General features: G+C 71.0%; 21 protein-coding genes. 3 read left to right on the forward strand and 18 right to left on the reverse strand.

What is annotated here, in order from left to right; genetic code table 11:
- Positions 1 to 9: 9 nt before the first annotated feature.
- From AAH979_RS29285 to AAH979_RS29305, 5 genes are all read right to left on the reverse strand, one after another.
- Positions 10 to 1,560: a phosphodiester glycosidase family protein gene (locus AAH979_RS29285; protein WP_346261355.1), complete on the reverse strand. Its 1,551-nt coding sequence runs from the start codon at positions 1,558 to 1,560 to the stop codon at positions 10 to 12.
- Between the two features lie 178 nt (positions 1,561 to 1,738).
- Complete coding sequence (locus AAH979_RS29290) at positions 1,739 to 2,389, reverse strand: hypothetical protein (RefSeq protein WP_346261356.1); 651 nt, start codon at positions 2,387 to 2,389, stop codon at positions 1,739 to 1,741.
- 58 nt (positions 2,390 to 2,447) lie between these two features.
- A complete protein-coding gene (locus tag AAH979_RS29295; RefSeq protein ID WP_346261357.1) occupies positions 2,448 to 3,278 on the reverse strand; it encodes a hypothetical protein in 831 nt (276 codons plus the stop codon).
- Between the two features lie 31 nt (positions 3,279 to 3,309).
- Complete coding sequence (locus tag AAH979_RS29300) at positions 3,310 to 3,666, reverse strand: hypothetical protein (protein ID WP_346261358.1); 357 nt, start codon at positions 3,664 to 3,666, stop codon at positions 3,310 to 3,312.
- A gap of 5 nt (positions 3,667 to 3,671) precedes the next feature.
- Positions 3,672 to 4,352 carry a hypothetical protein gene (locus AAH979_RS29305; RefSeq protein ID WP_346261359.1) on the reverse strand — a complete coding sequence of 227 codons (681 nt, stop codon included), beginning with the start codon at positions 4,350 to 4,352 and terminating at the stop codon, positions 3,672 to 3,674.
- A gap of 171 nt (positions 4,353 to 4,523) precedes the next feature.
- Here AAH979_RS29305 and AAH979_RS29310 point away from each other — a divergent pair, with 171 nt between their 5' ends.
- Complete coding sequence (locus tag AAH979_RS29310; RefSeq protein WP_346261360.1) at positions 4,524 to 4,784, forward strand: transcriptional regulator; 261 nt, start codon at positions 4,524 to 4,526, stop codon at positions 4,782 to 4,784.
- A 68-nt stretch (positions 4,785 to 4,852) separates the two neighbouring features.
- Here the strand turns inward: AAH979_RS29310 and AAH979_RS29315 are convergent, their stop codons facing one another.
- Together AAH979_RS29315 and AAH979_RS29320 are read right to left on the reverse strand one after the other, a co-directional pair.
- Positions 4,853 to 5,782, reverse strand: a complete 930-nt coding sequence (locus AAH979_RS29315; protein ID WP_346261361.1) for a diacylglycerol kinase family protein — start codon at positions 5,780 to 5,782, stop codon at positions 4,853 to 4,855.
- Between the two features lie 73 nt (positions 5,783 to 5,855).
- Complete coding sequence (locus AAH979_RS29320; protein ID WP_346261362.1) at positions 5,856 to 6,950, reverse strand: NYN domain-containing protein; 1,095 nt, start codon at positions 6,948 to 6,950, stop codon at positions 5,856 to 5,858.
- Between the two features lie 309 nt (positions 6,951 to 7,259).
- Between AAH979_RS29320 and AAH979_RS29325 the strand changes: the two genes are divergently transcribed.
- Positions 7,260 to 8,315 (forward strand): serine hydrolase, encoded by a 1,056-nt coding sequence (locus AAH979_RS29325; protein ID WP_346261363.1) that lies wholly within the window; start codon positions 7,260 to 7,262, stop codon positions 8,313 to 8,315.
- A 98-nt stretch (positions 8,316 to 8,413) separates the two neighbouring features.
- On the opposite strand, the gene AAH979_RS29330 is transcribed toward AAH979_RS29325, so the two are convergent.
- From AAH979_RS29330 to AAH979_RS29375, 10 genes are all read right to left on the reverse strand, one after another.
- Positions 8,414 to 9,400: an NAD(P)-dependent alcohol dehydrogenase gene (locus AAH979_RS29330; RefSeq protein WP_346261364.1), complete on the reverse strand. Its 987-nt coding sequence runs from the start codon at positions 9,398 to 9,400 to the stop codon at positions 8,414 to 8,416.
- A 193-nt stretch (positions 9,401 to 9,593) separates the two neighbouring features.
- Positions 9,594 to 10,295: a TetR/AcrR family transcriptional regulator gene (locus tag AAH979_RS29335; protein ID WP_346261365.1), complete on the reverse strand. Its 702-nt coding sequence runs from the start codon at positions 10,293 to 10,295 to the stop codon at positions 9,594 to 9,596.
- A 138-nt stretch (positions 10,296 to 10,433) separates the two neighbouring features.
- Positions 10,434 to 12,599, reverse strand: a complete 2,166-nt coding sequence (locus tag AAH979_RS29340; protein ID WP_346261366.1) for an alpha-glucuronidase — start codon at positions 12,597 to 12,599, stop codon at positions 10,434 to 10,436.
- A complete protein-coding gene (locus AAH979_RS29345) occupies positions 12,596 to 14,686 on the reverse strand; it encodes a beta-galactosidase (RefSeq protein WP_346261367.1) in 2,091 nt (696 codons plus the stop codon). Before AAH979_RS29345 ends, AAH979_RS29340 begins: the two co-directional genes overlap by 4 nt.
- Positions 14,687 to 14,762: 76 nt before the next feature.
- Positions 14,763 to 15,452: a hypothetical protein gene (locus AAH979_RS29350; protein ID WP_346261368.1), complete on the reverse strand. Its 690-nt coding sequence runs from the start codon at positions 15,450 to 15,452 to the stop codon at positions 14,763 to 14,765.
- On the reverse strand, positions 15,449 to 16,993 hold the full coding sequence (locus AAH979_RS29355; protein ID WP_346261369.1) for a xylan 1,4-beta-xylosidase: 1,545 nt from the start codon (positions 16,991 to 16,993) through the stop codon (positions 15,449 to 15,451). The genes AAH979_RS29350 and AAH979_RS29355 overlap by 4 nt, the downstream gene beginning before the upstream one ends.
- Positions 16,994 to 17,107: 114 nt before the next feature.
- Complete coding sequence (locus AAH979_RS29360) at positions 17,108 to 18,748, reverse strand: extracellular solute-binding protein (RefSeq protein ID WP_346261370.1); 1,641 nt, start codon at positions 18,746 to 18,748, stop codon at positions 17,108 to 17,110.
- Positions 18,749 to 18,804: 56 nt separating this feature from the next.
- Positions 18,805 to 19,767 (reverse strand): carbohydrate ABC transporter permease, encoded by a 963-nt coding sequence (locus AAH979_RS29365; RefSeq protein WP_346261371.1) that lies wholly within the window; start codon positions 19,765 to 19,767, stop codon positions 18,805 to 18,807.
- Positions 19,764 to 20,759: an ABC transporter permease subunit gene (locus tag AAH979_RS29370; RefSeq protein ID WP_346261372.1), complete on the reverse strand. Its 996-nt coding sequence runs from the start codon at positions 20,757 to 20,759 to the stop codon at positions 19,764 to 19,766. Before AAH979_RS29370 ends, AAH979_RS29365 begins: the two co-directional genes overlap by 4 nt.
- Entirely contained in the window at positions 20,756 to 23,173 is a 2,418-nt protein-coding gene (locus AAH979_RS29375) for a glycoside hydrolase family 3 N-terminal domain-containing protein (protein WP_346261373.1), read from the reverse strand. The genes AAH979_RS29370 and AAH979_RS29375 overlap by 4 nt, the downstream gene beginning before the upstream one ends.
- Positions 23,174 to 23,465: 292 nt before the next feature.
- Here AAH979_RS29375 and AAH979_RS29380 point away from each other — a divergent pair, with 292 nt between their 5' ends.
- Entirely contained in the window at positions 23,466 to 24,503 is a 1,038-nt protein-coding gene (locus AAH979_RS29380; protein ID WP_346261374.1) for a LacI family DNA-binding transcriptional regulator, read from the forward strand.
- Positions 24,504 to 24,575: 72 nt separating this feature from the next.
- Here AAH979_RS29380 and AAH979_RS29385 read toward each other — a convergent pair whose 3' ends face one another.
- The gene (locus AAH979_RS29385) at positions 24,576 to 25,490 is read right to left on the reverse strand and encodes a cation diffusion facilitator family transporter (protein ID WP_346261375.1); all 915 of its coding nucleotides are present in this window, start codon (positions 25,488 to 25,490) and stop codon (positions 24,576 to 24,578) included.
- Between the last annotated feature and the right edge of the window lie 85 nt (positions 25,491 to 25,575).

The raw sequence follows: 25,575 nt of genomic DNA on the forward strand, positions 1-25,575 counted from the left end.
GCCGGACGCTCAGACCCGGGTGACCCGCACCGCGTCGGCGACGACGTAACCGGTGCCGGATGTCCATCGACTCACTCCCACCGTGTTCGCATCCCCTGCGGCCAGCGTGAACACCCCGAGTGACACCCATCGGCCGCCGTTGACGCGCTGGTTCACCCGTACCGTCTGGTTGCCGCTGGTGGTGGCCACGATGAACGGCGTCGAGTCGTTGTAGCCAGGGTCGGCCGGATACCAGACCGAGACGGCGTAGCTGCCGGTCTCCGGGACGTTCACCCGGTACCAGGCGACGTCGCTGGAGAGCACCGGGTCGGCGAACCGGTAGTCGGCTCCGAACCTCTGGCTGGAGTAGCTGGACGTTCCCCAGTTCGCGCTCGCAGTGAACCGCCCGGCCGTGGTGTTGTCGACCGTACTGCTCCACGCCTGTGCGGTCGAGACGAAGCCGATTCCGTTCGGGACCGCTCGTTGCGCGCCGTCCGACGGGGTGTTGCGGACCGATACCGACGTCGCTCCGGGCATCCGGGCGACCAGGGTGCTCGAACCCCCGCCGTCGAGGTTGATCGCGTCGTCGGCGCCGAGCGACTTCATGTAGTTCGCGAGTTCCACATAGGTCATGCCGACGCTCGCGCTGGACCGGCCGTCCACGACGACCATCCACATGGTCAGGCCGTCCGCCGAGAAGCCGACCGCCGTCCGTGGATTCCGCGGATGGGAGACCGTGGTGGCCACTCCGTCCCTGACCAGTACGAGATTGCCGCCGATCGCGACCTGGGCGGCTCCGGCCCCGCCGCGCGGCGCGTAGTTGACGGTGACCGGGTCGCCGACGGCGATCCCGGCCAGGGCGTCGGCACCGGCGTTGACGCCGAGCACGACGACGGAGCCGGCCGGCACCTTGCCGCCGGCGGTGGTGCTGACCCTGCTGACCCGGCCACCGCTCACCTCTACCTCGCGGCTGCGGGTGGCGCCGTCGAGTACCTGGCTACGTGGCTCGTCGCCCCAGAGGGCGTTGTAGACGCCGATGCCGTCGGCGGCGATGTTCGGTGAGTTGAGATTGGTGGCGGTGAGTTGGGTACCGCCGGGCAGCGTGATCTTCGCGTCGAGGAAGATCTGGGCCAGGCCGCCCCGGGTGCCTGTGCCGTTGGCGTAGAGCGCGGCCACGTTGTTCCAGCCGGAGGCGGGGCCGTTGAGCAGCGTGCCGTCGTCCAGCCCTATGCCCCGGGGCGCCCCGGTGGCGCCGATGTCGAAGAAGTCGCCGTTCACGGCGGCGACCGCACCCACCCGGTTCGCCTGGCTGCTCAGGGTGGCTGTGGCGCCGACGGTCCCCGGATTGAGGTACTTCGGTTTCAGGGTGGGCTCGGACAGGTTCGCGGTGAGGATGTTGATCTGATTGGGGCCGGCCGTCGAGGTGGTGCTCAGGGAGAGGCCGGGGGCCAGCGGCGTGGTGGCGAGCGTTCCGACGTCGGGGTTGGCGGTGACCGCGACCGCCGGGGCGGACGTCGCGGTGCCGATGCCGACGAAGGCGATCAGTGCGGACAACGGGACGGCGAGGGCTGATCGTCGCATGGCGTCTCCGGTGAGAGCAGGGGGCGAGCTCGGAGATCGAGGGACTAGCGAAAGTTATTGTCACCCGTCGATGCGCGCTTGGCAACAATCTCCGCACGGCGCAACGGGAAGTCCCCGGATGTCCGATGCGGCGGTACCGGACGCGGATCGCCGGCCCACCCCGCCGATCCCGATCTTCCTAACTGAGATCGTCCAGTACGTCGGCGGCCAGCCCCCGCATGGTCTCCCGGTGCTCGGTCAGCGCCGCTTCCCAGGCCGTCTGCGCCACCTCACGGACCTGGTAGGAGACCGTGAACCTGGCGTTGCTCGACAGTACGGACAGCTCGATGGTGGCCCGGTCCTTGTGGATGCCGAGGTACGCCTTGTCCGCCAGGCCCGGCTCGGCCTTCCAGTGCAGGGTCGAGCCATCCCGGACGTACCGGTCGAACTCCTGCTGGAACTCCTGCGCCGTGGCCTGGTCGGCGGGGAGCGGGCCGTCACTGCGGGTGAGATAGAGCGAGACCCCGACGGAGCCGGTGCCCTCGCCCCAGGTGCAGTTGACGTTCTGCGCCACCGGAGTGTCCGCGTCGGCCGGGCCGGGTTTCCCGGGGCCGGTCCTCTGCAACGACGTGGCGGTCTGGCCGCTCAGCGTCGGACACGCGGCGCTGAGCTTGGCCCACTTGCCGGTGAACCCGGTCGAGGAAACGCCGGAGGGCGCCGGCACCGGCGCCACCGTGCCGTCGGCCGAGGGTGACCCGGAGGTCCCGCATCCCGTCGCCAGCAGCGGAAGGGCCAGCACCGGCAGGGAGGTCTGCGCGAGCCGACGGAGTCGGCCGGGTTTGCGGGACATGCACTCCATCCTCTCCGAATTCCCGGCTGTGCGGGCGCCATCGCCCGGGCCGGCGTAGCTAGTCGGCGACCGGTGCCGGCCACTTCCCGTCCGCCGTCAGCCCCGTGAGGTCCGACTTCTCCGTCTCCAGCGCGAGGATCTGGTTCAGCACCTCGGCGATCCGGCTGCCGAGCGAGGTGATGTAGCCGATGACCTGGTTGACGACCGTGCCGATGGTCTCGGAGAAGTGCGCCAGCGCGTCCATCACCTGGGTGATGGCGCCCGCGCCGGCCGCCGCGAGGTCGACGCAGGTGGTGACGAGGGAGCCGTACACCTCGCCCATCCGCTCGCCGAGGCTCGACATGTAGGTCATGTTGCCGGTGGCGGCGTCGCCGAGATAGCCGGCGAGCGCCTCGACCTTGCCGGAGGCGTTGGTGACCGCCTCCTGCTGGTCCGCCCGCCGTTTCTCGTACGTGACCTTGGTCGGGCCGCGCCAGAAGTCGATCTCGCCGGATCCGGTCATGTCACCGTGCATGCCGGTGAGCGGCCGGTTCACCTTGTCGCCCAGGTCGAACGCCCGGGAGAAGAGCGAGGCCACCGGGATCGAGCCGGCCACGGACTTCTCGGCCTTGCCCAGCAGCTCCTGCACCTTGGTCTTGATCTGCTCGAGGCGCTTGCGGATCTCGCCCAGACCTTCGCTGATGTCCTTGTTGAAGAACTCGAAGAAGGAGTCGACCCAGCTGTCCTCAAGTTCCTTCTGCACCTTCTGCATGAAGGCGTTGATCCGGTTGATCAGGTTGTTGAGCTCGGTACGGATCTTGGCGATCAGCTGCTCGACGAGCTTGACCGCGCCGTCGAACGCGCGTACCGAGATGGGCGTGTAACTGGAGTCGGTTCCGGGAGGCGGCAAGACCGTACCCTTTCTGGACGCGCGGATCCCGCTAGCGGTTCGCGATCTCGTCGAAGCTGGCCTTGCTCCGGCCGTCTGTCCTGTCGTACTCGTCAGCGCACTTGTTCAACGCGTTGCCGAATTCCTCGAACTTGGTCGTCGCGTCCTGGAACAGGCCGGTGAGCCAGCCGTGGGTCTTGTTGTACGCACCGTACTGGTCGGTCATGGTCATCGCGGCGGTTCCCGGGTCGATGACCAGGAAGGCCGTCGGCTGGAGCGTCAGGCTCGCCATGTTCTGTGCGATGGTCTCCATCTTGTCGGAGAAGCCGAACCACTTCTTCGCCTCGGCGCGAATGCCGTCGGTGGCCGCTTCGATGCTCTCCGCACTGAACCAGTCGTAGTCACTCATCGGCGTCAGCCCTCCCCGGAAAACCAGTACGTCGGGTCTTTCTCGCGGGTGGCCTGTCGCAGGGCGACCCGCGCGTCATCGGCGATCGCGTCGGCGTCCTCCGGCGCGATGCGCGGGCTGACCTCCGCGCTGGCGACGGTGAACCCGACCAGTCTCAGGTGGAACAGGCCGCGCGGCCCGGAGATCGTCCTCGGCTCGGCGGAGTCCCGGGTTTCGACGAACTGATCCGCTGCCGCCATGACGTCGTATCCCCGCTCGACCCGCGCTTCCGCTGCCCCCCACTCGGCCCAGACGTCTCCCGGCCGCGCGGCGGATCCGTCCTCGTGCGGGAACGGGTCCCCGCCCGGCGGGGGCGGCGGCGTCCGACGGTGGCGGCGCAGCACCGCCATGGCCAGCATCGCCTTGTCCTGGGCGTACTGGAGTGCGTCCAGTATGGCCGATGCGACGCCCGACGGTCCCACCGTGTACCACCAGTCGGAGTTGACCCGCAGGTCCACGAAGTCGCCCCGGGCATCGACCACGCAGGTGACCGTGCCGGTCTGGTCGTCGCCTCGAATCCGGTCCAGCCCCTCGACCGGCAGGTGACGGGGCGTGCCGGCCAGCGACTCCTCCAGTTGCCGCACGAAGCGTCGGGCCTGGTCCAGCCTGGGATCGTCGGGGCTGACGGTGCGCGATGTCTGCAACATGCTTCCCCCATGCCCCGTCGCCGTGCCGGAGAAGGGCCCGATTTCGGATCCCAGCCTCCGGCCGGCCCACTGCCTGATTCCCAGGGGATAGATCCTAACCGATTCGTGCCAGCCCGCTGGCGCCGTCTGAACGGTCGACGCCACCGCGTCCGTCCGAGTACGGTGTGCCGCATGCACCCGTTCCAGGCCGCGCAGCAGATCGCGCAGACCCGCGAGGTCGACGCAGCGGCCCTGATCCACGGCCGGTGCGACCTGCGCGGCTATCCGTACCGGCACCTGGCCGTCGTGGCGGGCAGCGACCTTCCGATGCCGCGCACCACCGGCATCCTGATCGCGGCCGAGATCCTCAGCCAGTGGGGCTGGGAGTTGGTCAGCGTCGTCAAGCCGTTCGAGTCGGTCGATAAGCTGGTGGCGTTCCTGCGCCGCACCTGAGATCTGCCGGCCCGCTGCGGGATCCGGACCGGGTCAGCGCGGCGTGGCCGGCGGCGGCGAGCCGTTGCTCAGCGGTCGAGGGCGTCGGCGGGGGCCATCACCCGCAGGGCGTTGGCGTCGAGCCCGATCCGGATCGGAGTACGGCCGCGTACCTCGCCGTCGACCTCGACCGGGGCCGGCCGGTCGGTGGCGAGCAGGATCTCACCGGCGGTGAGGAAGGGTTCGTCGTCGAGAGTGCGGCGATGACCGGTCGCCGCGTTGCGCGCCGTCGCGCGCAGCAGGTCGCGCCGGGTCGGGCCGCCCACCGGGTACGCGACCAGCAGCCGGTCGTCGGCGTTCGCGTCCGCCGTGATCGGCCGGCCGGCCTGGAAGCCGCCGTTGGCCACGTAGAGCTGGTGGGTCAGGAACTCCCGGGCCTGCCCGTCGGCCTGCACGGTGATCCGCATCGGGCGGTGTCCGGTGAGCAGCGCCAGGGCGGTCACCGGGTACGCCAGCCGGCCGGTGACCCGCTTGAGCCGGGCCGGTGCCCGGGCCATCACGTCGGCGGAGAGCCCGACGCCGACGTGGTTGGCGAACGGCATGCCGTCGGCGAGCCCGAGGTCGACGTCGATCACCTTGCCGCCGGCCAGCGTCGCGACGGCCGCGTCGAGGTCGAGCGGGATCCCGACGGTCCGGGCGAAGTTGTTCGTGGTACCGAGCGGCAGCAGCCCGAGCGCCATGTCCCGGTGTGCGAGCAGCCGCGCGGCGGCCCCGATGGTGCCGTCGCCGCCGCCGACGGCCAGCAGGTCCGGGCCGAGCGCGGCGGCGGCGGTCAGGCTCGCCTCCAGTTCACCCGGCCGGTCCGCCGGGTAGGTGCCGAGCAGGGTGAAGCCCGCCCCGGTCAGCCGGGTCCGCGCCTCCTGGTAGAGCCGGCGGCCCCGGCGGGAGCGGGCGTTGACCACCAGGGCCGCCCGGCGCTCCCGCCGGATGGCGGCGTCCAGCTCCTGCTTCGACCGCATGGGCCAAGACCCTATCGCCAGCCGTCCGCCCGGCCTCCGGCGGCGGTGGGCCGGCTCTGCGGGTGCCCCGGGATCACGCGGGACGCGCGGTGAGCAGGTAGTCGTCGGTCTCGGGGCTCCACCGCAGCTCGACCGCGCCGCTGGTGGCGGCCGCCTTGCAGAACTGGAGGAAGCTGCGGTAGCCGAGCTTCTTCTCGCTGAAGTCGGGGCGCGCCCGGCGGAGCTGGTTCTTCAGCCCGGAGAGCGCCACCGAGCCGTCCGCGCCGGCCAGGTCGAGGAGCACGGTACGGAGCAGCCCGAACGCCACCTCCCGGTCGCCGTGTTCGGGCAGTGACACCCCCGGGTCACCCTTGGCCGGGCCCTCGGTCAGCTCGACGACGTTGTGCTCGGCCAGGTGCCGGATCAGCTCGCCGAAGGCCCGGAACCCGTAGTCGGACTCGCTGAAGGTCGGGTCCTTGCGTAGCAGGGTGCGCTTGAGCGTGGAGGCGGTCACCTCCCCGCTGGAGCTGCCCTGCAAGCCCGCCACGGTCTGCGCGACCAGCTCGGCGAGGGTGTCGACGTCGCGTACCGGCTCCTCGATGCCCTGCGCCGGCTCGGGTCCCGGCTCCGCCTGCTGGTCCGGACCGGCCTGTGGCGCCTCCGGGCCGGTGGGCCGGGCCGGTCGGCCCCGGCGGGGGCGGGCCGAGGGGATGTCCACACCCTCCAGCCGGTCGTAGTAGAGGAACTCGTCGCAGGCGGGCGGCAGCAGCGCCGAGGTGGACTTCTCCACTCCGACGCCGATCACCCGCTTGTTGAGTTCGCGGAGCTTGTGCACCAGCGGGGTGAAGTCGCTGTCGCCGGTGCAGATCACGAAGGTGGACAGGTAGTCGCGCTCGAAGGCGAACTCCACGGCGTCGACCGCCATCTTGATGTCGGCGGCGTTCTTGCGGCTCGCACCCATCCGCTGCGGGATCTCGATCAACTCCACGTGTGACCGGGTGAGCATCCGGCGGTCCTCGTCAAAGTACGACCAGTCGGCGTACGCCCGGCGGACCACCACCCGGCCGCGCTCGGCCAGCGCGTCGGCGATCGGGCGGAAGTCGAAGGCCAGGCCGCCGAGATGGTCCCGCGCGCCGAGCGCGAGGTTCTCGTAGTCGAGGAAGAGGGCGATCCGGTCTTCTTGATCCACGTTGCCCAGCCTACGCCCGGCGGGCCGCTTCGGGCCGTTCTTCCCCGGCGTGGTGAGCGGACGGTGATGGCCCGGAAGCAGGCCGGACCAGAGATCGAATCGTCCGCCGGTGCAACGGCCGGTCGATTGAAGATCGCCCGGCGGCGGAGAGCGGCGCGCGGAGTACCCAGGTCGATAGTGGACGAACCAAGCGCGGTACGGGACGGACCGGGGACCGCCCGGCGTGTCCGACCTCGTCCGGGTTGTTGCCTGAAATCACGCTCGGTACGCTCCCCCACGACAGTTGTCGATGTTCACGGGGGAGGAACTGTGCCCGAGCATGTCAGCCGCCGCGCGGCGATCGGGATGGGAGCGGCGGCGGCCGCGCTGGCCGCGACCGGTCGGCCGGCAGCCGCCGCGCCGGCCACCACGGTGGCGGTCGGTCGGGCGCCGGTCTGCGGGCCGGTCGGCCCGCCGCGGGTGCCCGGCACCCCGCAGACGGTGATCCAGCAGGCGTACGCCACGCAGAAGGCCCGGGCCGGCGGGGTGTGGCACTCGCACATCGCGATGGTCAACGCCGCAGGCACGCTGGAGACCGTCGTGGCGGACGACGCCGACCGGGTGACCCACGGCTACAGCGTGCAGAAGCTCGCGGTCGCGGTGGCGGTGATGGACAAGATCGACCGTGGTCAGCTCCGGCTCGACCAGAAGCTCGACCTCACCGCCGACATCATCCTCGGCGGCACCGGCATCTACTTCCTGCACACCGTCTGGGGCGACGACATCACGGTCGCCAACTTCCTCACCGCGATGCTGCTGGTCTCGGACAACACGGCGGTCCGGATGTGCGGCCGGGTGGTGCCGGCGTTGGAGATCAACGAGATCCTCGCCAGCTTGGGCTTCACGCACACCCGGGTCGAGCCGGTCGCCAACCCGAACCGGTTCTTCCTCGGCGTCACCACGCCCCGGGAGACCCACGACCTGCTGTGGCGACTGGCCAACAAGACCATCGTGACGCCGAGGTCGGCCGACTTCCTGCTCGGCATCCTGCGGTGGATCAACGGATACCACGACGGGGTCCGCCGCAACATGTCGTCGGCCGAGCGCAGCCGGGTCGCCACCAAGTACGGCGCGGACTTCGACGACCTGGGCGCGGCCCGGCACGAGGCCGGGATCATGTTCGACGCTGCGGGCGCGCCGACGCTGACGTACGCGATGTTCGCCGACTCCCTCGCCGACCTGGACAACTACGGGGCGACGCACCCGGCGGTGCAGGCGCACGCGGCGCTCGGCCGGGTCATGTTCGACACGATCGCGACGACCACCAACCGGACGGCGAAGGCCCGGCACTCGGTCGACCCGTTCCGTCCGGTCAGCGGCGGCTGACCGGCTCCGACTCCCCGGCCGCCCGGCGCCGACTCCCGGCGGCCGGAGCGATCCGGGGAGCATCCGGTCGCCCCGCCGCCGGGTCGCCGGGCGGGCGCTCAGAGCGTCACCACCACCTTTCCCGGGCTGTGTCCCTCCTCCTGATAGCGCACGGCCGCCCGGATCTCCGCGAACGGATAGCGGCGGTCGACGACAGGGGTGACCCTGCCGTCCTCGATGAGTTCGGCCAGCAGTCGCAGGCACTGCTTCTTGTCCGGGCAGCGGACGGCGTCGGCGATGGCGATCCGCTGGGACACCAGCGGGCCCACGGCGAGTGCCGCGAAGACCCGGCCGGCGGGCTGTAGCCAGCGACCGGCCGGGCCACCGACGAGGACGAGGGTGCCGTTGCGGGTCAGCACCCGCCGGTACGCCGGCACGGAACGGCTGCCCGCGTTGTCCAGCAGCAGGTCGTAGCGGCGTCCGCGCCGGGTGAAGTCCTCGGTGGTGTAGTCGACGACCTCGTCCGCGCCGAGCGACCGGACGAGGTCGACGTTCCGGCTGCTGCACACGCCGGTGACGGTGGCGCCGAACGCCCGGGCGAGCTGTACGGCGAAGGTGCCCACCCCGCCGGAGGCGCCGTTGACGAGTACCCGCTGACCGGGTTGGATCCGGCCCACGTCGCGCAGCCCCACCAGGGCGGTGACGCCGGCCATCGGCACCGCCGCCGCCTGCTCGTACGACAGGTTCGCCGGTTTGGCTGCCAGCAGGTCCTCCCGGACGCAGACGTACTCGCCGAAGCCGCCCCCGGAGAGCAGGGCGTAGACGTCGTCGCCGGGGCGGAACTCGGTCACGTTCCGGCCGACCGCCTCGACCTGACCGGCCATGTCGCAGCCGAGGATGCTGATGCCCGGTGCCCGCAGCGCGGGGCCGTCGGGCAGCAGGCGGGCCACCAACGGCTCGCCCCGGATGTGGTGCCAGTCGTACGGGTTGACGGAGGTGGCCCGGACCCTGACCAGCACCTCGCCGTCGCCGGGAGCGGGCCGCTGCACGTCGGTGAGGTCCAGGGCATCGGGTGGGCCGTACGAACGCAGGATTGCCGCCTTCATCGTCGTCTCCTTGTCCGGGTGCGGTCGGGGCGGACGGGCGGCTGTCCCGAGTGGACGCGGTAGCTGCCCTTACATCGTAAGTCGTACAACGTAAGGTACTCGTACGGCGTAAGGTTGTCGAGGGTTCGCGCCCAAACAGGGACCAACGGTGGATGGGAGGGTGTCGGGACCGTCCGAGCGGACGGCGGGACGGTCAGCTCCGCTCGCGGATCCGGTCCAGGCCGTCCAGGATCAGGTCGAGCCCGAACTCGAACTCGCTCTGGTCGTCACACCAGCCCAGCGTCGAGTCGGGATCGTCGTGGGCGATCTCGGCCAGCATCCCCACCAGGTGCGGGAACTGCCCGGCCATCTCCGCCAGCCCGGCCGCCGGATCGGCGGCACCGGCGCCGCTGTTCGGGTCGAACAACTCCTGGGTGAAACCCAACGCCCGGCTGCCCAGCGCGTGCAGGGCGTGGTGCGCCAGGTCGTAGGAGAAGCCACCCGCGCGCATCAGGCCGAGTAGGGCGTCGTAGTAGCGCAGCACCGCCGGGCTGGTGTTGGTGCGGGTCTCGAAGACCCCGGGAGCCCACCGGTGCCGGAGCAGGACTTCGCGGGCGGAGAGGATCCGCTGGCGGACCGCCTTCTTCCAGTCGGCCCCGCTGGCCGGTACGTCGATCCGGTCGACGACCTCGTTGATTTCCGTCGCGATCAGGTCCACGACGCCGTCGAGCACGTCCTCCTTGTTGGCGACGTGGTAGTAGAGCGACATCGCCTCGGCCCCGAGGTGCTCCGCGAGACGACGCATCGTCAGCGACTCGATGCCGCCGGAGTCGGCGACGCTGACCGCGGCCCGCAGTACCCGCTCGCGGCTCAACGGGATCCGGGGCTCGGCTCCGGGCTCGGCTTGGCTGGCCACCTACCTCAACTTTCCTCCGGGACGACATCGTACAAGGCGTGTCGGGGCCCGGACCGCAGGTGGCAGGTGGCCCGGCGGACGCGCCGGCCCGCCCGGTCGGGGTCAGCCGAGGTCGCCGGCGGCCAGCGGCCGGCGGGTTCAGTAGATCCGGCGGCCGTGCGCGTCCGGTACTCCGGACTTGCGGAGGAAGTAGGTGTTGACCTTGTCGCGCCACTCCTCGGCACAGCGCAACTGCTCGGCGAGCCGGTCGGTCACCCTGGCGTGCAACGCCGGGTCCAGCAGACCTGCCGGGCCGATCCGCGCCCACCGGCGCACCATCTCCGCCACCTGCTCGACCCCGGCGAAATGGGTGTCGTAGATGTGCTGGATCACCGTCGACCCGGAGTGCAGTACGTGCTGGTAGGGCACGTGGTGGAAGAAGAGCAGCAGCTCGTCCGGGCAGGTTTCCAGCGACTCGTACCGGTCCGCCCAGGGCTGCGGGTACTGGCCGGTGAACCCGGTTCCGGTGGCCCGGGTGCGGTCCACTCCGACGCCGTCCCGGTCGGCGAAGTGGTAGGTGCCCCACCGCGAGTACTCGTAGCCGTCCACGTCGGGGCCGTAGTGGTGCCCCGGCGAGACCATGAAGCCGACCCCGAGCGGTGCGGTGTACCGCTCGTAGGTGCGCCACGAGTCGTCCAGCAGCGCGTGCAGCGTCCCGCGCAGCAGGTCGGGCTCGGCGGTCGCCGACGGCGTGAAGGTGAGCTCGATCCACTCGTCGAGTACGGCCAGCGGGTCGAGGTCGGGTGCCCAGGCCAGCCGGCCGACGGCGTACAGGTTGGCCTGGGCCAGCGGGTGCCCGGTCCAGTAGTGGTCGTCGCCGACGTTGGAGACGACCACCAGACCGCCGCCACCCGACGGCGCCGCGCCGCCGTCGTCGCCCGCGGTGCCGGCGGCCACCGACGCGACCGTCGGCCGGCCCGGGCCCCAGGGCGCGAACCGGAGCACCTCGCTCCACCACGGACCCAGATAACAGACGTGCCGCTGCTGTCCGGTGTACTCCTGGGTCGCCTGCACCTCCACCGCCAGCCGGGTGCCGGGCATGGCCGCGAGCACCGGGGAGACCGGCTCGCGGGTCTGGAAGTCCATCGGACCGTGCTTCACCTGCACGATCACGTTGTCCCGGAACTGGCCGTCCAGGGGCGTGAAGTGGTCGTACGCCGCCCGGGCCCGGTCGGTGGACCGGTCGCGCCAGTCCTGCCGGTGGTTGTAGACGAAGGCACGCCAGTGCACCACCCCGCCGTACGGCGCCAGGGCGTCGGCGAGCATGTTCGCGCCGTCGGCATGGGTGCGCCCGTACCGGTACGGGCCCGGCTGCCCCTCGGAGTCGGCCTTCACCATGAAGCCGCCGAAGTCCGGGATGGTCTCGTAGAGCCGCCCGGCGGCCTTGACCCACCAGGCCCGCACGTCGCCGTCGAGCGGGTCGGCGGTGGGCAGCTCGCCGAGGGTGACTGGCGCGGCGAAGTTGACCGACAGGTGCACCCGGATCCCGTACGGGCGGACCAGGTCCGCGATCGCGGCGACGTCGTCGAGCCGGTCGGTCAGCAGCCGGGTCGCCGTGCCGTGCACGTTGACGTTGTTGACCGTCATCGCGTTCATGCCGCAGGCGGCCAGCAGCCGCGCGTAGTCGCGTACCCGGTCGGGGTCGCGGCGCGGCGCACCGTCGCGCCAGAAGATCGACCCGCCCGCGTAGCCGCGCTCGACCTGCCCCATCACCGGATGCACGTCGACGTTGTCCCAGTGGCTGACCAGCCGTAGCCGCATCGCCGGCCGGTGCCGCTCGACCGGCCGGTCGGCGCCGAACGCCGCCGGTCCGAGCCGGACGACGTGGAACAGGCCGTAGAGCAGCCCGGCCGGCTGGTCGGCCAGTACCACCGTCACGCCGCCCCGGCGGGCCAGCGCGAAGCCCTCCGGGCCGAGCCCGCCGCGATCCGGCCCCAACTCGCGCCCGACCTCGGCCGCGAGCGCCGCACCGGCCGGCAGCGGCTCGGTCGGGCCGAGCGCGAACACCAGGTCGTACGGCCCGTCGCCGTCGCCGGTCCACTCCGGCCCGACCGCCTCGCCGGGCAGGCGGCTGACCGTGCCGCCGTAGCGGGCGCAGGCCCGGGCGACCTCGTCGCGCACCGTCGCCACGAGCATGCCGTCGCCGCAGACCAGCGTCCGGCCCGAACCGATCGCCCGGAACGCCTCCGCCGGCAACCAGGCCGGATGCGCAGACGTCGGGTCGGCGCCGGCCCGACTGCTGCCCGACCCGTCGGCGGTGGTCATGGCATCCCTTCCCGGTTGCTGTCAGGACTCGCCGTCGGTCGGGCCGGGACCGGGTCCTCGCGCAGCACCAGCACGCCCAACGGGGCGAGCCGGATCGGCTGGCCCGGATCGATCCGGCCCCCGCCGAGCAGGTCGGTACCGGCGGTGTGCGCCACCGTCTCGACCGGTTCGGCACCGTGGTTGAGCAGGAACCGCAGCCGCGTCCCGTCCGGGCCGACCCGCACCGTCGACTCCAGGCCGGGCACGTCGGCGTACGGCCCGACCAGGTCGTGCCGCTCCAGTACCCGGCGGACCACCCAGTGCACGCCCGGCTGGTCGAGGCCGGCGGCGACGTACCAGCCGTGGCCGGCGCCGTAGCTGTTCCGGGTGACCGCCGGAGTACCGGCATAGAAGTCCGCCTGGTACCTGCCGAGCACCTCGGCACCCTGCGGTATCACCAGCTCGAAGAGGAGCCGCGACTCGACCGTGACCTCGACCTCGGGGCCGGCGCCGTGCAGGCGTACCGGATTGACCACCTCGGGCGGACGGGCGTCCCACTCGTCGATCCGGATGCCCATCAGCGACCCGAGCGGACCCGGCACGTCCATCAGGAAGGCGTTGTCGTCCTCGTCGACCCGGCCGGACAGGAAGGTGCTCAGCACCGAACCGCCGCGCTCGGCCACCGCCGCGAGCCGCTGCGCCAGGTCACCCTTGAGCATGTGCAGCGCCGGCGCGACCACCACCTGGTAGCCGGCGAGGTCCGCGGTCACCGGTACGACGTCGACGTCGACCCCGGCCTCCCAGAGCGCCCGGTAGTACGCGTGCACGATCTGCTGGTAGCGCAGCAGCCGGGACGGGCCGTCGGAGATCTCCAGCGCCCACCAGCTGTCCCAGTCGAAGAGCAGGGCGACCCGGGCCGGGGTCCGGGCGCCCAGCGTCGCCGGGCCGAGCCGGTCCAGCTCGGCGCCGAGTTCGGCCACCTCCCGGAAGACCCGGGTGTCCTGCCGCCCGGCGTGCCCGATCACCGCGCCGTGGTATTTCTCGCAGGCGCCCCTGCAGGCGCGCATCTGGAAGAAGAGCACGGCGTCGGCGCCGTGTGCCACCGCCTGCCAGCTCCACAGCCGCATCACCCCGGGCCGCTTCAGCGGGTTGACGTCCCGCGACGCGGTGTAGCTCGGAGTCTGCTCCATCAGCCAGAACGGCTGGCCGTCCTTGAGCCCGCGCATCAGGTCGTGGGTCAGCGCCATCCAGGCCGGGGAGTTGTCGTCCGGCGGGTAGTTGTCCCAGGAGGCGAAGTCGAGGTGCGGGGCCCAGCGGTGGTAGTCGATCGGCCGGTACATCCCCATGAAGTTCGTGGTGACCGGGACGTCCGGACTCGACTCCCGGATCGCCGCCTTCTCGTCACAGAAGTTGGCCAGCATCGCGTCCGACATGAACCGCAGGTAGTCGAGGGTGATGCCCTGGAAGGCGGTGTGGTTCGGCCCGCGCCAGTGCTCGGTCAGCGCCGACGGCGGCTCGATCTCGGCCCAGTCGGTGAAGGTGTGCGACCAGAACGTGGTGTACCAGGCCGCGTTGAGCGCGTCGAGGCTGCCGTACCGGTCGCGCAGCCAGTCCCGGAAGCCGGCGGCGCAGAGGTCGCAGTAGCAGGCGCCGCCGTACTCGTTGCCGACGTGCCAGGCGACGACCGCCGGGTTGCCGGCGTACCGCCGGGCGATCCGCCGGGCCAGTTCGGTGGAGAGTCGACGGAAGACGGGGGAGCTGGGGCAGGAGTTGTGCCGCTGGCCGTACCGGTGCTTGCGGCCCTCGAAGTCCGTCCGGGTCACCTCCGGGTGGGCCCGGGCCAGCCAGGCCGGGTGCGCGCCGGTGCCGGTGGCCAGGCAGACCTGCCGGCCGTGCGCGGTGGCCCGCTCGACGATCCGGTCAAGCAGGCTGAAGTCGTAGACGTCCGGCCCGGGTTGGGTCAGTGCCCAGTCGAAGACGCCGAGCGTGACGGTGTCGATCCGGGCGGCGTCGAAGAGCCGGTAGTCCTCCTTCCAGACGTCCTCGGGCCACTGCTCGGGGTTGTAGTCCCCGCCGAAGGCGACCTTTGAGATGTCGGGCAGGCTCATGCCGGCACTCCGCTGCGCTCCGTGCCGTCCTGAGGCTCATCGGCACTGGGTTTGACTGTTCGCTCGCTGCGCTCGCTCACGCGGTGAACTCCTCTTCGACCTTGCTGACCAGTGGGCGGCAGTTGCGGAGCAGGGCCAGCGTCAGCACCGAACCGAGTAGCCCGAGCACCGCCTCGGAGGAGACCCAGATGACGCCGGCCGCCACCACCAGCAGGCAGGCGTTGCCGAGGGTCACCCCGGGGGTGTGCCCGAGGAAGTGCATCGCCAGCCGCGCGACGTCCCGGATCCGGAAGCTGAACAGCGAGGTGATCACCAGGGCGTTGACCCCCCACAGGGTGACGCCGAGCGCCACCAGCAGCAGCGGCACCCGCCACCAGCCGGGTACGCCGGCGGCGCCGAAGTAGCTGAGGTTCAGCGCGACGATGGTCAGCCAGGCCAGCCAGGGCAGCCAGATCGCCAGCACGCCCCGGGCGTTGGCCCGGTAACCGCGCCAGAACAGGGTCGCCGGGCTCAGCTCGGTCAGGTCGGGGCGGTGGTGGCGCAGCGCGTACAGCGCGGCGGAGAGGGCCGGCCCGAGCGGCAGCGCGCAGAGCGCGACCAGGGGAAGGTTGCTGGCGTGCCGGTCCAGCAGGAAGAGCGGGACCAGTCCGGGCAGCGTGGTCAGCACCAGCAGCAGCTCCACCACCAGCAGGCTGTAGACCAGCGCCATGGCCCGGGACAGCGGTCCGGTGCCGAACCGGCTGCCGGCCTGCCTCGTGTCGTTCATTCCGGCTCCTCCCGGGACGTTCGGTCCGCCGGTGCCAGGCCGAGGAGCCGGTCCTCGTCCCACCACGGCGGGGTCTCGTCGACCACCGCCGTGATCTCTACCAGGGTCACCTCGTGCCGGGCCAGGGTCAGGTCGAGGTCGACCCGGCCGGCCACGATCGGCAGGCTCCGGTGGGTGCGGGCCGGCTCGGCCGCCTCCCGCAGCGCGTCGAGCTGGCCGGGGCGCGGCGAGCGCGGCCGACCCATCTCCGACCAGGCCGTCCAGGCGTTGCCCAGCTCCTCGTTGACCGTCGAGCGGAGCAGGAAGGCGGAGGTGGCGCCCGGCGGTCCGACCGGGACGGAGAGTGCCACCCGATGCCGGTCGACCGGTGCCGCCCCGGTGACGTCCACCGGGGCCCAGCCGAGCACCGCGATCCGGCCGGCGGAGTCCCGGGTCACCAGGTGGTCCGTGCCGCGCGCCAGCACCTGGTCACCGAGCCGGGCCAGGAAGGCGTACAGGTGGTAGGTGGGTTTCTTGATCTGGCGGTGGGTGAGCAGGCCGAAGCCGCCGTGGAAAAGCGAGGTCGGAATGCCGACCTCCTCGAACATGTCGCTGAAGGTCCAGTACGAGAAGGAGTCGACCAGCTCACCGCCGCCCGCCAGCACCGGGGCCAGGTACGCGGCGTGGAACGCCGTGTCGTGGATCGGGTTGTCCGGCCGGTACGACGAGTTGAACTCGGTGATGTGCACCGGCAGCCCGGCCAGGGCGGTGTCCCGGAGCAGCTCCCTCGGCGTGCCGAACTGCTCCAGCAGCCGGGACGCCGGCGCCAGCGTCTGGTGTACCCCGAACGGCACGTGCTGGGCCGGCCCGGAGGTGTACGCGTGCTTGCTGACGAAGTCGACCGGCACGTCACGGGCGGCGACGAAGTCGGCGAAGCGTGGCAGCCACTCGTCGGCGCCGGGGGAGATGGCCGGCCCGCCCACCTGGAGGTCGGCGTCCACCTCCTTGACGGCGTGCGCGGTCACCTCGTAGAGCCGGTGGTACGCCTTCTCGTCGGCGCCCTGCCAGAACTGCTCCAGGTTCGGCTCGTTCCACACCTCGATCGGCCAGCGGCGTACCTCGGCGAGGCCGTACCGGTCGACCAGGTGCCCGACGGTCGCCTTGACCAGGTCGGTCCATTCCGACTCCGAGCGGGGCGGGGTGACGTTGCCCTGCCACCAGAAGACGGTCTGGTCGCCGGAGGCGAGCGCGGCCGGCATGAAGCCCAGCTCGACGAAGGGCCGGATGCCGAGTTCGAGATAGGCGTCGACCACCTGGTCGACGTAGCTGAAGTTGTGCCGGATCCGGCGCGAGCCCTGGTGCTGGTAGGGCCGGTAGACGCCGACACCGTCGCTGAGCAGCCCGTGCCCGCGGATGTGCCGGAAGCCGATCTCCCGCTGCACCAGCGCGAGGGAGTCCTGGTAGTCACGCCGCAGCGCCAGGTCGAAGCGGCCGGTGCCGACGCAGGCCCGCCAGGCGTCGGTCAGCCGCCCGGTCGGCCGCTCCGGTACGGGGATGTGCATCGTGGTCCTCTGTTCCGGGTCGGGCGGGCCCGCCCGCACCACCGGTGCGGGCGGGCCGCTGCGCCGACGTCCGGTCCGGTCGTGCCCGCCGCAGTCAGGACCGGACCGGGATGGTCAGCCGTGTTCCTTCTGGTACCGCTCGTACGCCTCCTGCACCTTGTCCATGTAGGCGTCCATGTTCTTGCCCTTCAGCTCGGTCAGGTAGGCGTCCCACTGGGCGAGGTCCCGCTGACCGAGGATGAACTGGAGGGTCGCCTGGTAGACGAAGTCCTTCAGCGGTGTCTGCCACAGCGACACCTGCTCGCGCTCCTCGTCGGTGAACGGGAACGGCGGCATCACCGCCCGTGGCGTACGGGCGTTCATCACCTTCTGGAACTCCTGCTCCTCCGGGGAGAAGAAGGACTGCACCAGCTCCGGCTTGCCGCCGTAGGCGAAGACGCCGTTGTAGAACCCGAAGTCCTTCTGCAGGTGCTTAGGGGCATTCGGGCGCAGCCCGATGACGTTGACGTCGGAGTGCAGGGTGGGCTTGCCGGCGGCGTCCTTGACGAAGGTGGTGCCCTCGACGCCCCAGCGGGCGAACGTCTGCCCGTCGTCGGAGTAGAACAGCCAGTCGATGAACTGCATCATGGCGACGAAGTTCTTGCTCTCCCGGGCCTTCTTCGAGATCATGACCCCGTTTTCCAGCCGGCTGGCCGGGTTGATCTCGCCGGCCGGGCCGATCGGCAGCGGGATCTTGGTCAGCGTCGCCTTCGGCAGGGTCTTGGCCAGGTCCGGGCGGTAGTCGTTGACCAGCGTCTGCGCGTTGCTGCTGATCACGAACGACTTGCCGTTGGCCAGCTTCTGCCGGGCGTTGTCGTCGGTCTGGGTGAAGCTCTCCGGGTCGAGCAGCCCCTCCTTCACCAGCTTGTTGAGGTAGGTCAACATCTCCTTGTACTTGTCGCTGGCGGCGGTGTAGAAGAGCTTCTTGGCGTTCGGGTCCCAGCTCACGTGCTGGAAGTTCCAGCCGGCGCCCTCCAGGCCGTACGAGGCCGCGAGGATGTTCAGCAGGTTGCCGGCCGGGTTGGGCTGGCTGAACCGGTCGGAGAACGGGAAGGTGTTCGGGTACGCCGCCTTCATCGCCTTGAGTACGGTGTAGAGCTCGTCCCAGGTCTTCGGGATCTCCAGGTTCAGTTCGGCGAGGATGTCGGTCCGCACCGCGAGCGAGTAGTCGTGCCAGGGCTTCTCGTGCAGCCCGGGCAGCAGATAGAACTTGCCGTCCGCCTGGCGCCGCTGGTTGATCTCAGGAGTGAGGTTCCACTTCTCGATCTTGTCCTTGAAGTTCGGCATCAGGTCGAGGTAGTCGCTGACCGGCAGGATGGCGCCGGAGGAGACGAAGGTGTCCTCCTGGCTCGGGTACGTCTTCGGGATGATCATCGGCGCGTCGCCGGCGCCGATGAGCAGGCTGCGCTTCTGCTCGTAGTCGCTCAGCGGTACGGCGACCGGCTCGATCGTGACGTTGGTCCGCTTGTTCAGCTCCGTCCAGAACAGCCAGTCGTTCTTTAATGGATAGTTCGGGTGGTTGTTGTAGAGGAGGGAGAAGGAAACCGGTTCGGTCGCCTTGAACTGCTGGTTGACGCCGAGTTCGGCCATTGCGCCGGCGCGGTTCTCCGAGAGGTCCTCGGACTCCCCATCGTCGCCACTGCCGCAGGCGACGAGCGAGAGGGTGAGCGCGCCGGCAGCGACCACCGCTGCTCGGCGCCGGGCTCGTTGGAACATCGGGCTTCCTTTCGCTGGTGGTTCGTGGGTTCGACGGCTCACCCCCGCCTGCCGGGCTATCCCTTCACCGCGCCGAGCATCACGCCCGACACGAAGTACCGCTGGACGAAGGGGTAGACCAGCAGGATGGGCAGGGTGGTGAGCACGATGGTCACGGCCTTGAGCGTCGCCTCGGCCTGTACCTCGTTCGCCTCGTTGATGGCGCCGACGTTCTCCGCGCCGACGGCTCCGGCGATCAGATTGCGCAGATAGACGGTGACCGGCAGCAGATCCTGCCGATCCATGTAGAGGAAGGCGGAGAACCAGGAGTTCCAGAAGGAGACGGCGTAGAAGAGGATCATCGTGGCGATCACCGCCTTCGACAGCGGTAGCACGATCCGGAGCAGGATCCCGTACGTGTTCAGGCCGTCGACGGCGGCGGCCTCCTCCAGCTCCACCGGCAGGCTCTCGAAGAACGCCTTCATGACCAGCAGGTTGAAGACGCTGATCGCGTTCGGCAGCACGATCGCCCAGATGGTGTTCGTCATGCCCAGGCTGCTGATCAGGACGTAGTTGGGGATCAGCCCGCCGTTGAAGAACATGGTGAAGACCGCGATGCCGATCAGCACGGTGCGGCCCTTGAGGTGGTGCTTGGACAGCACGTAGGCGAAGCAGGTGGTCAGGACCATCGCGATGGCCGTGGCGACGACGGTGTAGACCACCGTGTTCCGGTAGTTGGTCCAGAACAGCGAGTCCGACATCACCAGCTTGTACGTGTCGATGTTGAAGCCGCGCGGCACCACGCTGACCCGGCCGGCGATGATGTACGCCTCGTCGCTGAGCGACCGGGCCACGATGTTGAGGAACGGATACAGCGTCACCACCACGACGCCGGTCAGCACGATGGCGTTGATCACCTGGAACACCCGGTAGCCCCGGGTGGTCTGGATGCCCCGCCGTCGCCGGGGCCGGCCGAGCCGCTCGGCGGCCCGCTCCGGGTCGGCGGCTTCGGGCGCGACGGTGCTGGAATCCACGGTCACCACAGGCTCGTCCCCACTGTGCGACGGGAGATCGCGTTCGCGGAAAGGATCAGGGTCAGCCCGATCAGGGCCTCGAAGAGTCCGATCGCGGCGGCGTAGCTGAAGTTGCTGGACTGGAACGCCATCCGGAACAGGTACGTGGAGATCACGTCCGCTGTCGGGTACGTCAACGGGTTGTAGAGCAGCAGGATCTTCTCGAAGCCGACCGCCATGAACGTTCCGATGTTGAGGATCAGCAGCGTGACCATCGTGGGCCGGATGCCGGGCAGGGTGACGTGCCAGGTCTGCCGCCACCGGTTGGCACCGTCGATCCGGGCCGCCTCGTAGAGGTTGTCGTCGATCGTGGTCAGCGCGGCGAGGTAGAGGATCGTGCCCCAGCCGACCGTCTGCCACACCTCCGAGGAGACGTAGATGGTGCGGAACCACTCCGGCCGTTGCAGGAACGGGATGGCGTCCCCACCGGTGGCCTGCACGAGCTGGTTCACCGTGCCGTCGGTGGAGAGTAGCTGCATCACCATCGCGGCCACGATCACGATCGACAGGAAGTGCGGCAGGTAGGAGACCGACTGGACGAACCGCTTGAGCTTGCGGGTCCGGACCTCGTTGAGCAGCAGCGCCAGGATGACCGGCAGCGGGAAGCAGACCACCAGGGTCAGCGTGCCCAGGATCAGGGTGTTGGTGAAGACTTCCCAGAACGTCGGGTCGGAGAGGAACATCTTCACGTACCGCAGGCCGACCCAGTACTCGCCGAAGACGTTGCCGCCGGGCTGGAAACGCCGGAACGCGATGACGTTGCCGAGCATCGGCAGGTACCGGAAGATCAGGAAGAACAGCAGCGGCAGGATCGCCAGCGAATAGAGCTGCCAGTCCCGGCGGATCGCCTGCCGCCACGTCCGGCGGTGTTTTCGGGACCGGCGGCCGGTGCCGCCGGGGTCCGGCCGGTCGGGCTCGACGGTCACGGGCGGGGGGCCCGCGGTCGTGGGTGCACTCATCCTCGTACCTCCGCGGCGGTGGGCGGGAGCGTGGGGACCGGCTCGACCCGGGCCGGCGACAGCAACTGCCGCCGGTGGCCGACCTCGCGTTCGGCGCCGGTGAGGCGGAGCCGGATCGGCGCCGCCTGGTCACCGCTGGAGCGGCCGAACCGCAGCTCCACGTCGCCCGGCTCGACGATCCGCCGGCCGTGCAGTCCGGTGAACGAGGTGACGTCGGCCGGGACCGTGAACGTCGCGTACGCCGCCTGGCCGGCCTCCAGCGGGACCCGGGTGTAGCCGACCAGCCGGACCACCGGTCGGGTGGTCTGCGCGACGGGATCGTGCAGGTAGAGCTGCACCACCTCGGTGCCGGCCCGGGAGCCGGTGTTGCGGACCGCGACCCGGACGGTCACCTCGCCGTCGACCGGCCAGTCGGTGACCAGGTCCGGGTCGGCCTCCGGCCGCCCGTCCGGTCCGACGACCTCCGGGGTACCCCACTCGAACGTCGTGTAGCTGCGTCCGTGCCCGAACGGGAACGCCGGGGTCGGGTCGACCGACGACACCTCGGAGCGGTGGCCCAGCGGCGGGGCGAGATAGCTGGCGGGCAGCCCACCGGCGTCCCGGGGCACGCTCACCGGCAGCCGCCCGGACGGGTTCACCGCGCCGGTGAGCACCTCGGCGAGCGCCTGCCCGCCCCGCTGACCGGGGAAGAAGCCCGCCACGACGGCGGCGGCCGGATCGAACTCGTCGCCGAGCGCGTACGGGCGGCCGGCCAGCAGCACCAGCACCACCGGGGTACCGGTGCCGAGTACCGCCGCCACCAGCTCGGCCTGTACGCCCGGCAGTCGCAGGTCGACGGCGTCACATCCCTCGCCGGAGGTCCCCCGACCGAACAGGCCGGCCCGGTCACCGACCGCGAGTACGCAGACGTCGGACTCCCGCGCGGCGGCCACCGCCTCGGCGAAGCCGGAGGTGTCGTCGCCGGTGATGTCGCAGCCCGGCGCGTACCGCAGCCCGGGGTGGGACTGGCACAGGGCGTCGCGCAGCGAGGGGATCTCCACTCCGAGCCCGTGCTCGGGATGCCGCACCCCGACGTGGGCGGGGAAGGTGTAGCAGCCGAGCATGCCGATCGGGTCGTCGGCGAGCGGGCCGACCAGCGCCACCCGTTGCTCCGGGGCCAGCGGCAGCACGCCGTCGCTGTTGCGGAGCAGGACGACGGACTCCCGGGCCAGTCGGAGCGAGACGTCCTGGCTGACCTCGTCGTCCAGGCGCAGCCGCTCGACGTCGTCGGGCATCGGCCGCCAGTCCTCGTCGAGCAGGCCGAGTTCGGCCTTCTGCGCGAGTACCCGGTGCAGGGCCCGGTCGACCAGCGCCTCGTCGACCGCGCCCGCGTGGACCGCCTCGACCAGCGGGGCGCCGAAGGCGTCCACAGTGGGCAGTTCGACGTCGATCCCGGCCCGCAGCGCGAGCCGGGCGGCGTCGCCGGGCCCGGCGGCGACCCGGTGCAGGGTCTGGAGGAACCGGACCGCGAAGTAGTCGCCGACCACCGTGCCGGTGAAGCCCCACTCGTCGCGGAGCAGGCCGGTCAGCAGGCTCTCGTCGGCGGCGACCGGTACGCCGTCGATCTCGGCGTAGGAGTTCATCACCGATCGGGCGCCACCGAGGCGCAGGGCCATCTCGAACGGCGGCAGGATGACGTCGGCCAGTTCCCGGCGCCCCATCGGCACCGGGGCGAGGTTGCGGCCACCCCGGGATGCCGAGTAGCCGGCGAAGTGCTTCAGGGTGGCGACGACGCCGCCGGCCTCCAGGCCCCGCACGTACGCCGCGCCGATCGTGCCGACCAGGTACGGGTCCTCGCCGATGGTCTCCTCGGTCCGGCCCCACCGGTAGTCGCGGGTCACGTCCAGCACCGGGGCCAGGCCCTGGTGCACCCCGGCCGCGCGCATGGAGCGGGCGATCCGGCCTGCCGCCTCCTCGACCAGTTCCGGGTCGAAGGAGGCTCCCCAGCTCAGCGGCGCGGGATAGACGGTGGCCCGCCAGGCGGCGAAGCCGGTGAGGCACTCCTCGTGGACCTGGGCCGGAATGCCGAACCGGCTCGCCGCGACGATCTGGGCCTGGGAGGCCGCCAGCGAACGCGCGCCGGCGACCGGGTCGACCGGCGCGGTGCCGAACGGGCGGGTGAGCTGGCCGAGCCCGTGCCGGATGACGACGTCCCACTGCGGCGCGTCGTCCATCATCTCGAACTGGTGTGGGGCGACCCCCTCGCCGGAGGCGTCGGCGCCGACCCAGACCCCGACCAGTTGGGCGACCTTCTCCTCCAGCGACATGAGCGGGATGAGTGCCTCGGCCCGCTCGGCGGCGGAGAGTCGCGGATCGCGCCATGGCGCGGCGATGTCCGTCGTGGCGCCCGCGGCCACGGGCAACTGGCTCTTCATGCCACCCCTTCGGGCCGACCGTGGCACCGTCCGATCCGGACAGCGGGCTGGTCAGGCCGGCGAGTCTTCGAAACTTTCGGCAATATCCGCGTTACCTGTGCGGGGGAACCTATGCGTCGTGGCGAAGATGTGTCAAGGGTGGCTGAACTGCTGGATCCGTGACCTCATCGCATATCGTGCGTAGAGCGGTCCGGACGGTCAACCGGATGCCACCGCAAGATCGAACCGTGGTCGGTCCGCCCGGTGTTAGGGTTTCGCACCGAAAGTTTCGGATAGTTGCGGGAGGCTGTCGATGACGAGGTCCCGGCGGATCGTCAGTACTGGTGCCGCGACGATCGCGACCATCGCCGACGAGGTCGGGGTCTCCCTGACGACCGTCTCCAAGGTCCTCAACGGCCGTTCGGACGTGGCGCCCGATACCCGGGCCCGGGTCGAGGCCAGTCTCGAACGGCACCGGTACCGGCGTCGCGCGAAGCGCCAACCGACCGAGGTGGAGCAGATCGACCTGGTCTTCCACCAGCTCGACTCGGGCTGGGCGACGGAGATCATTCACGGGGTACACGCGGTGACCGACGCTGCCAAGGTCGACGTGGTGCTCTCCCAGTTGGGTGGCGAGCACCGGCCCTCACAGCAGTGGTTGGAGGGGGTGCTGCTGCGGCGGCCGCTCGGCGTACTGCTGGTGCTCTGCCACCTGACCGAGCCGCAGCGGCAGCAGCTCCAGCGCCGGTCGATTCCGCTGGTGGTGGTCGACACCGACAGCGCAACCTCGGCCTCGGTGCCGACGGTCGGCTCCAACAACTGGAACGGTGGACTGCTCGCCACCCGGCACCTGCTGGAGCTGGGCCACCGCCGGGTCGCCTGCATCTCCGGCCCGGAGGACGTGCTGTGCAGCCGGGCCCGGGCCGCCGGTTTCCGCTCCGCGCACGACGAGGCCGGGATCCCGGTCGACCCCGAGCTGGTCCGGTACGGCATGTTCGCCGCGCACGCCGGCTATCAGCACGGGCTGGAGCTGCTGACCCGGCCCGACCGGCCAACGGCGGTCTTCGCCGGCTCCGACATGCAGGCGCTGGGGGTGCTCCGGGCCGCCCGGCAGCTCGGCCTGGACGTGCCGGCGGACCTCTCGGTGATCGGCTACGACGACCTGCCGGTGGCCTCCTGGGTCGGCCCGGCCCTCACCACCGTCAACCAGCCGCTGCGGGACATGGCCGGCACCGCCACGCAGATGCTGCTCGACCTGGCCCGGGGGGTGGAACTGTCGACCACCCGGATCGACCTCGTCACCGAGCTGGTCGTACGGGAGAGCACCGCACCACTCCGGCAGCCCGGCTGAGCGCCGGCGGCGCCGCCGCGTGCCACGGCGGCCCGGTGGTAGGTCGGTCACCGGGGGCTTGACCGGCCGTCGTCACCAGTCGGCGTCCTGGCACACCTGGTGTGTGGTGGGCGGCTCGATCTGCAGGGTGCAGTGGTCGATGCCGAAGCCGTCGTGCAGCCGGGCCCGCGCGGCGGCGAGTACCGGGGCGACGTCGGCGCCGGGGGCCAGCGCGAGGTGTGCGGAGGCGACGTCCATCCCGGAGGTCAGGGTCCAGACGTGCAGGTCGTGCACTCCGGCGACCCCGGGTACGCCGGTCAGGCTGGTCGCCACGGCGGCGACGTCGATGTGCGGCGGCGCGGCCTGCACCAGGACCCGTACCGCGACCCGGGCCAGTTGCCAGGTGCGGGGCAGGATGAACAGGCCGACGGCGACCGCGACGACCAGGTCGGCGTGGCGCCAGCCGGTGGTGGCGATGACAATGGCGGCGACGATCACCCCGACCGAGCCGAGCAGGTCGCCGAGCACCTCCAGATAGGCGCCCCGGACGTTGAGACTCTCCTTGGCGCCGGCGCGCAGCAGCAGGAACGCCACGACGTTGGCGGCGAGGCCGACGATCGCGACCACCAGCATCGGCCCGGCCAGCACCTCCGGCGGGTCGTCGAACCGGCGTACCGCCTCGACGATCACGAAGATCGCCACACCGGAGAGCAGCACCGCGTTGGCCAGCGCGGCGAGCACTTCGAGCCGGTAGAGCCCGAAGGTGCGCTGGGCGTGTCGGGCGGCCCGGCTGGCGGCGGTGATCGCGGCCAGGGCCAGGCCGATGCCGAGCACGTCGGTGAACATGTGCCCGGCGTCGGAGAGCAGCGCCAGCGAGCCGGTCCACCACGCCGCCCCGGCCTCCAGCAGCAGGACGGTGCCGAGTACGGCTACTGCTGCCCAGAGCGGTCTGCGATGGCGCTCGCCGGCCCGCATCGCCTGGCCGCCGTGGTCGTGGCCCGCGCCCATCTGCCCAGCCTCCCGCCGTCGACGCCGATGGGGACAACATATGCGGACATTGCAATGTATGCAACTTGAAACTGGATCCCGATTC

Source organism: Plantactinospora sp. ZYX-F-223 (assembly GCF_039649625.1).
GTDB lineage: Bacteria > Actinomycetota > Actinomycetes > Mycobacteriales > Micromonosporaceae > Plantactinospora.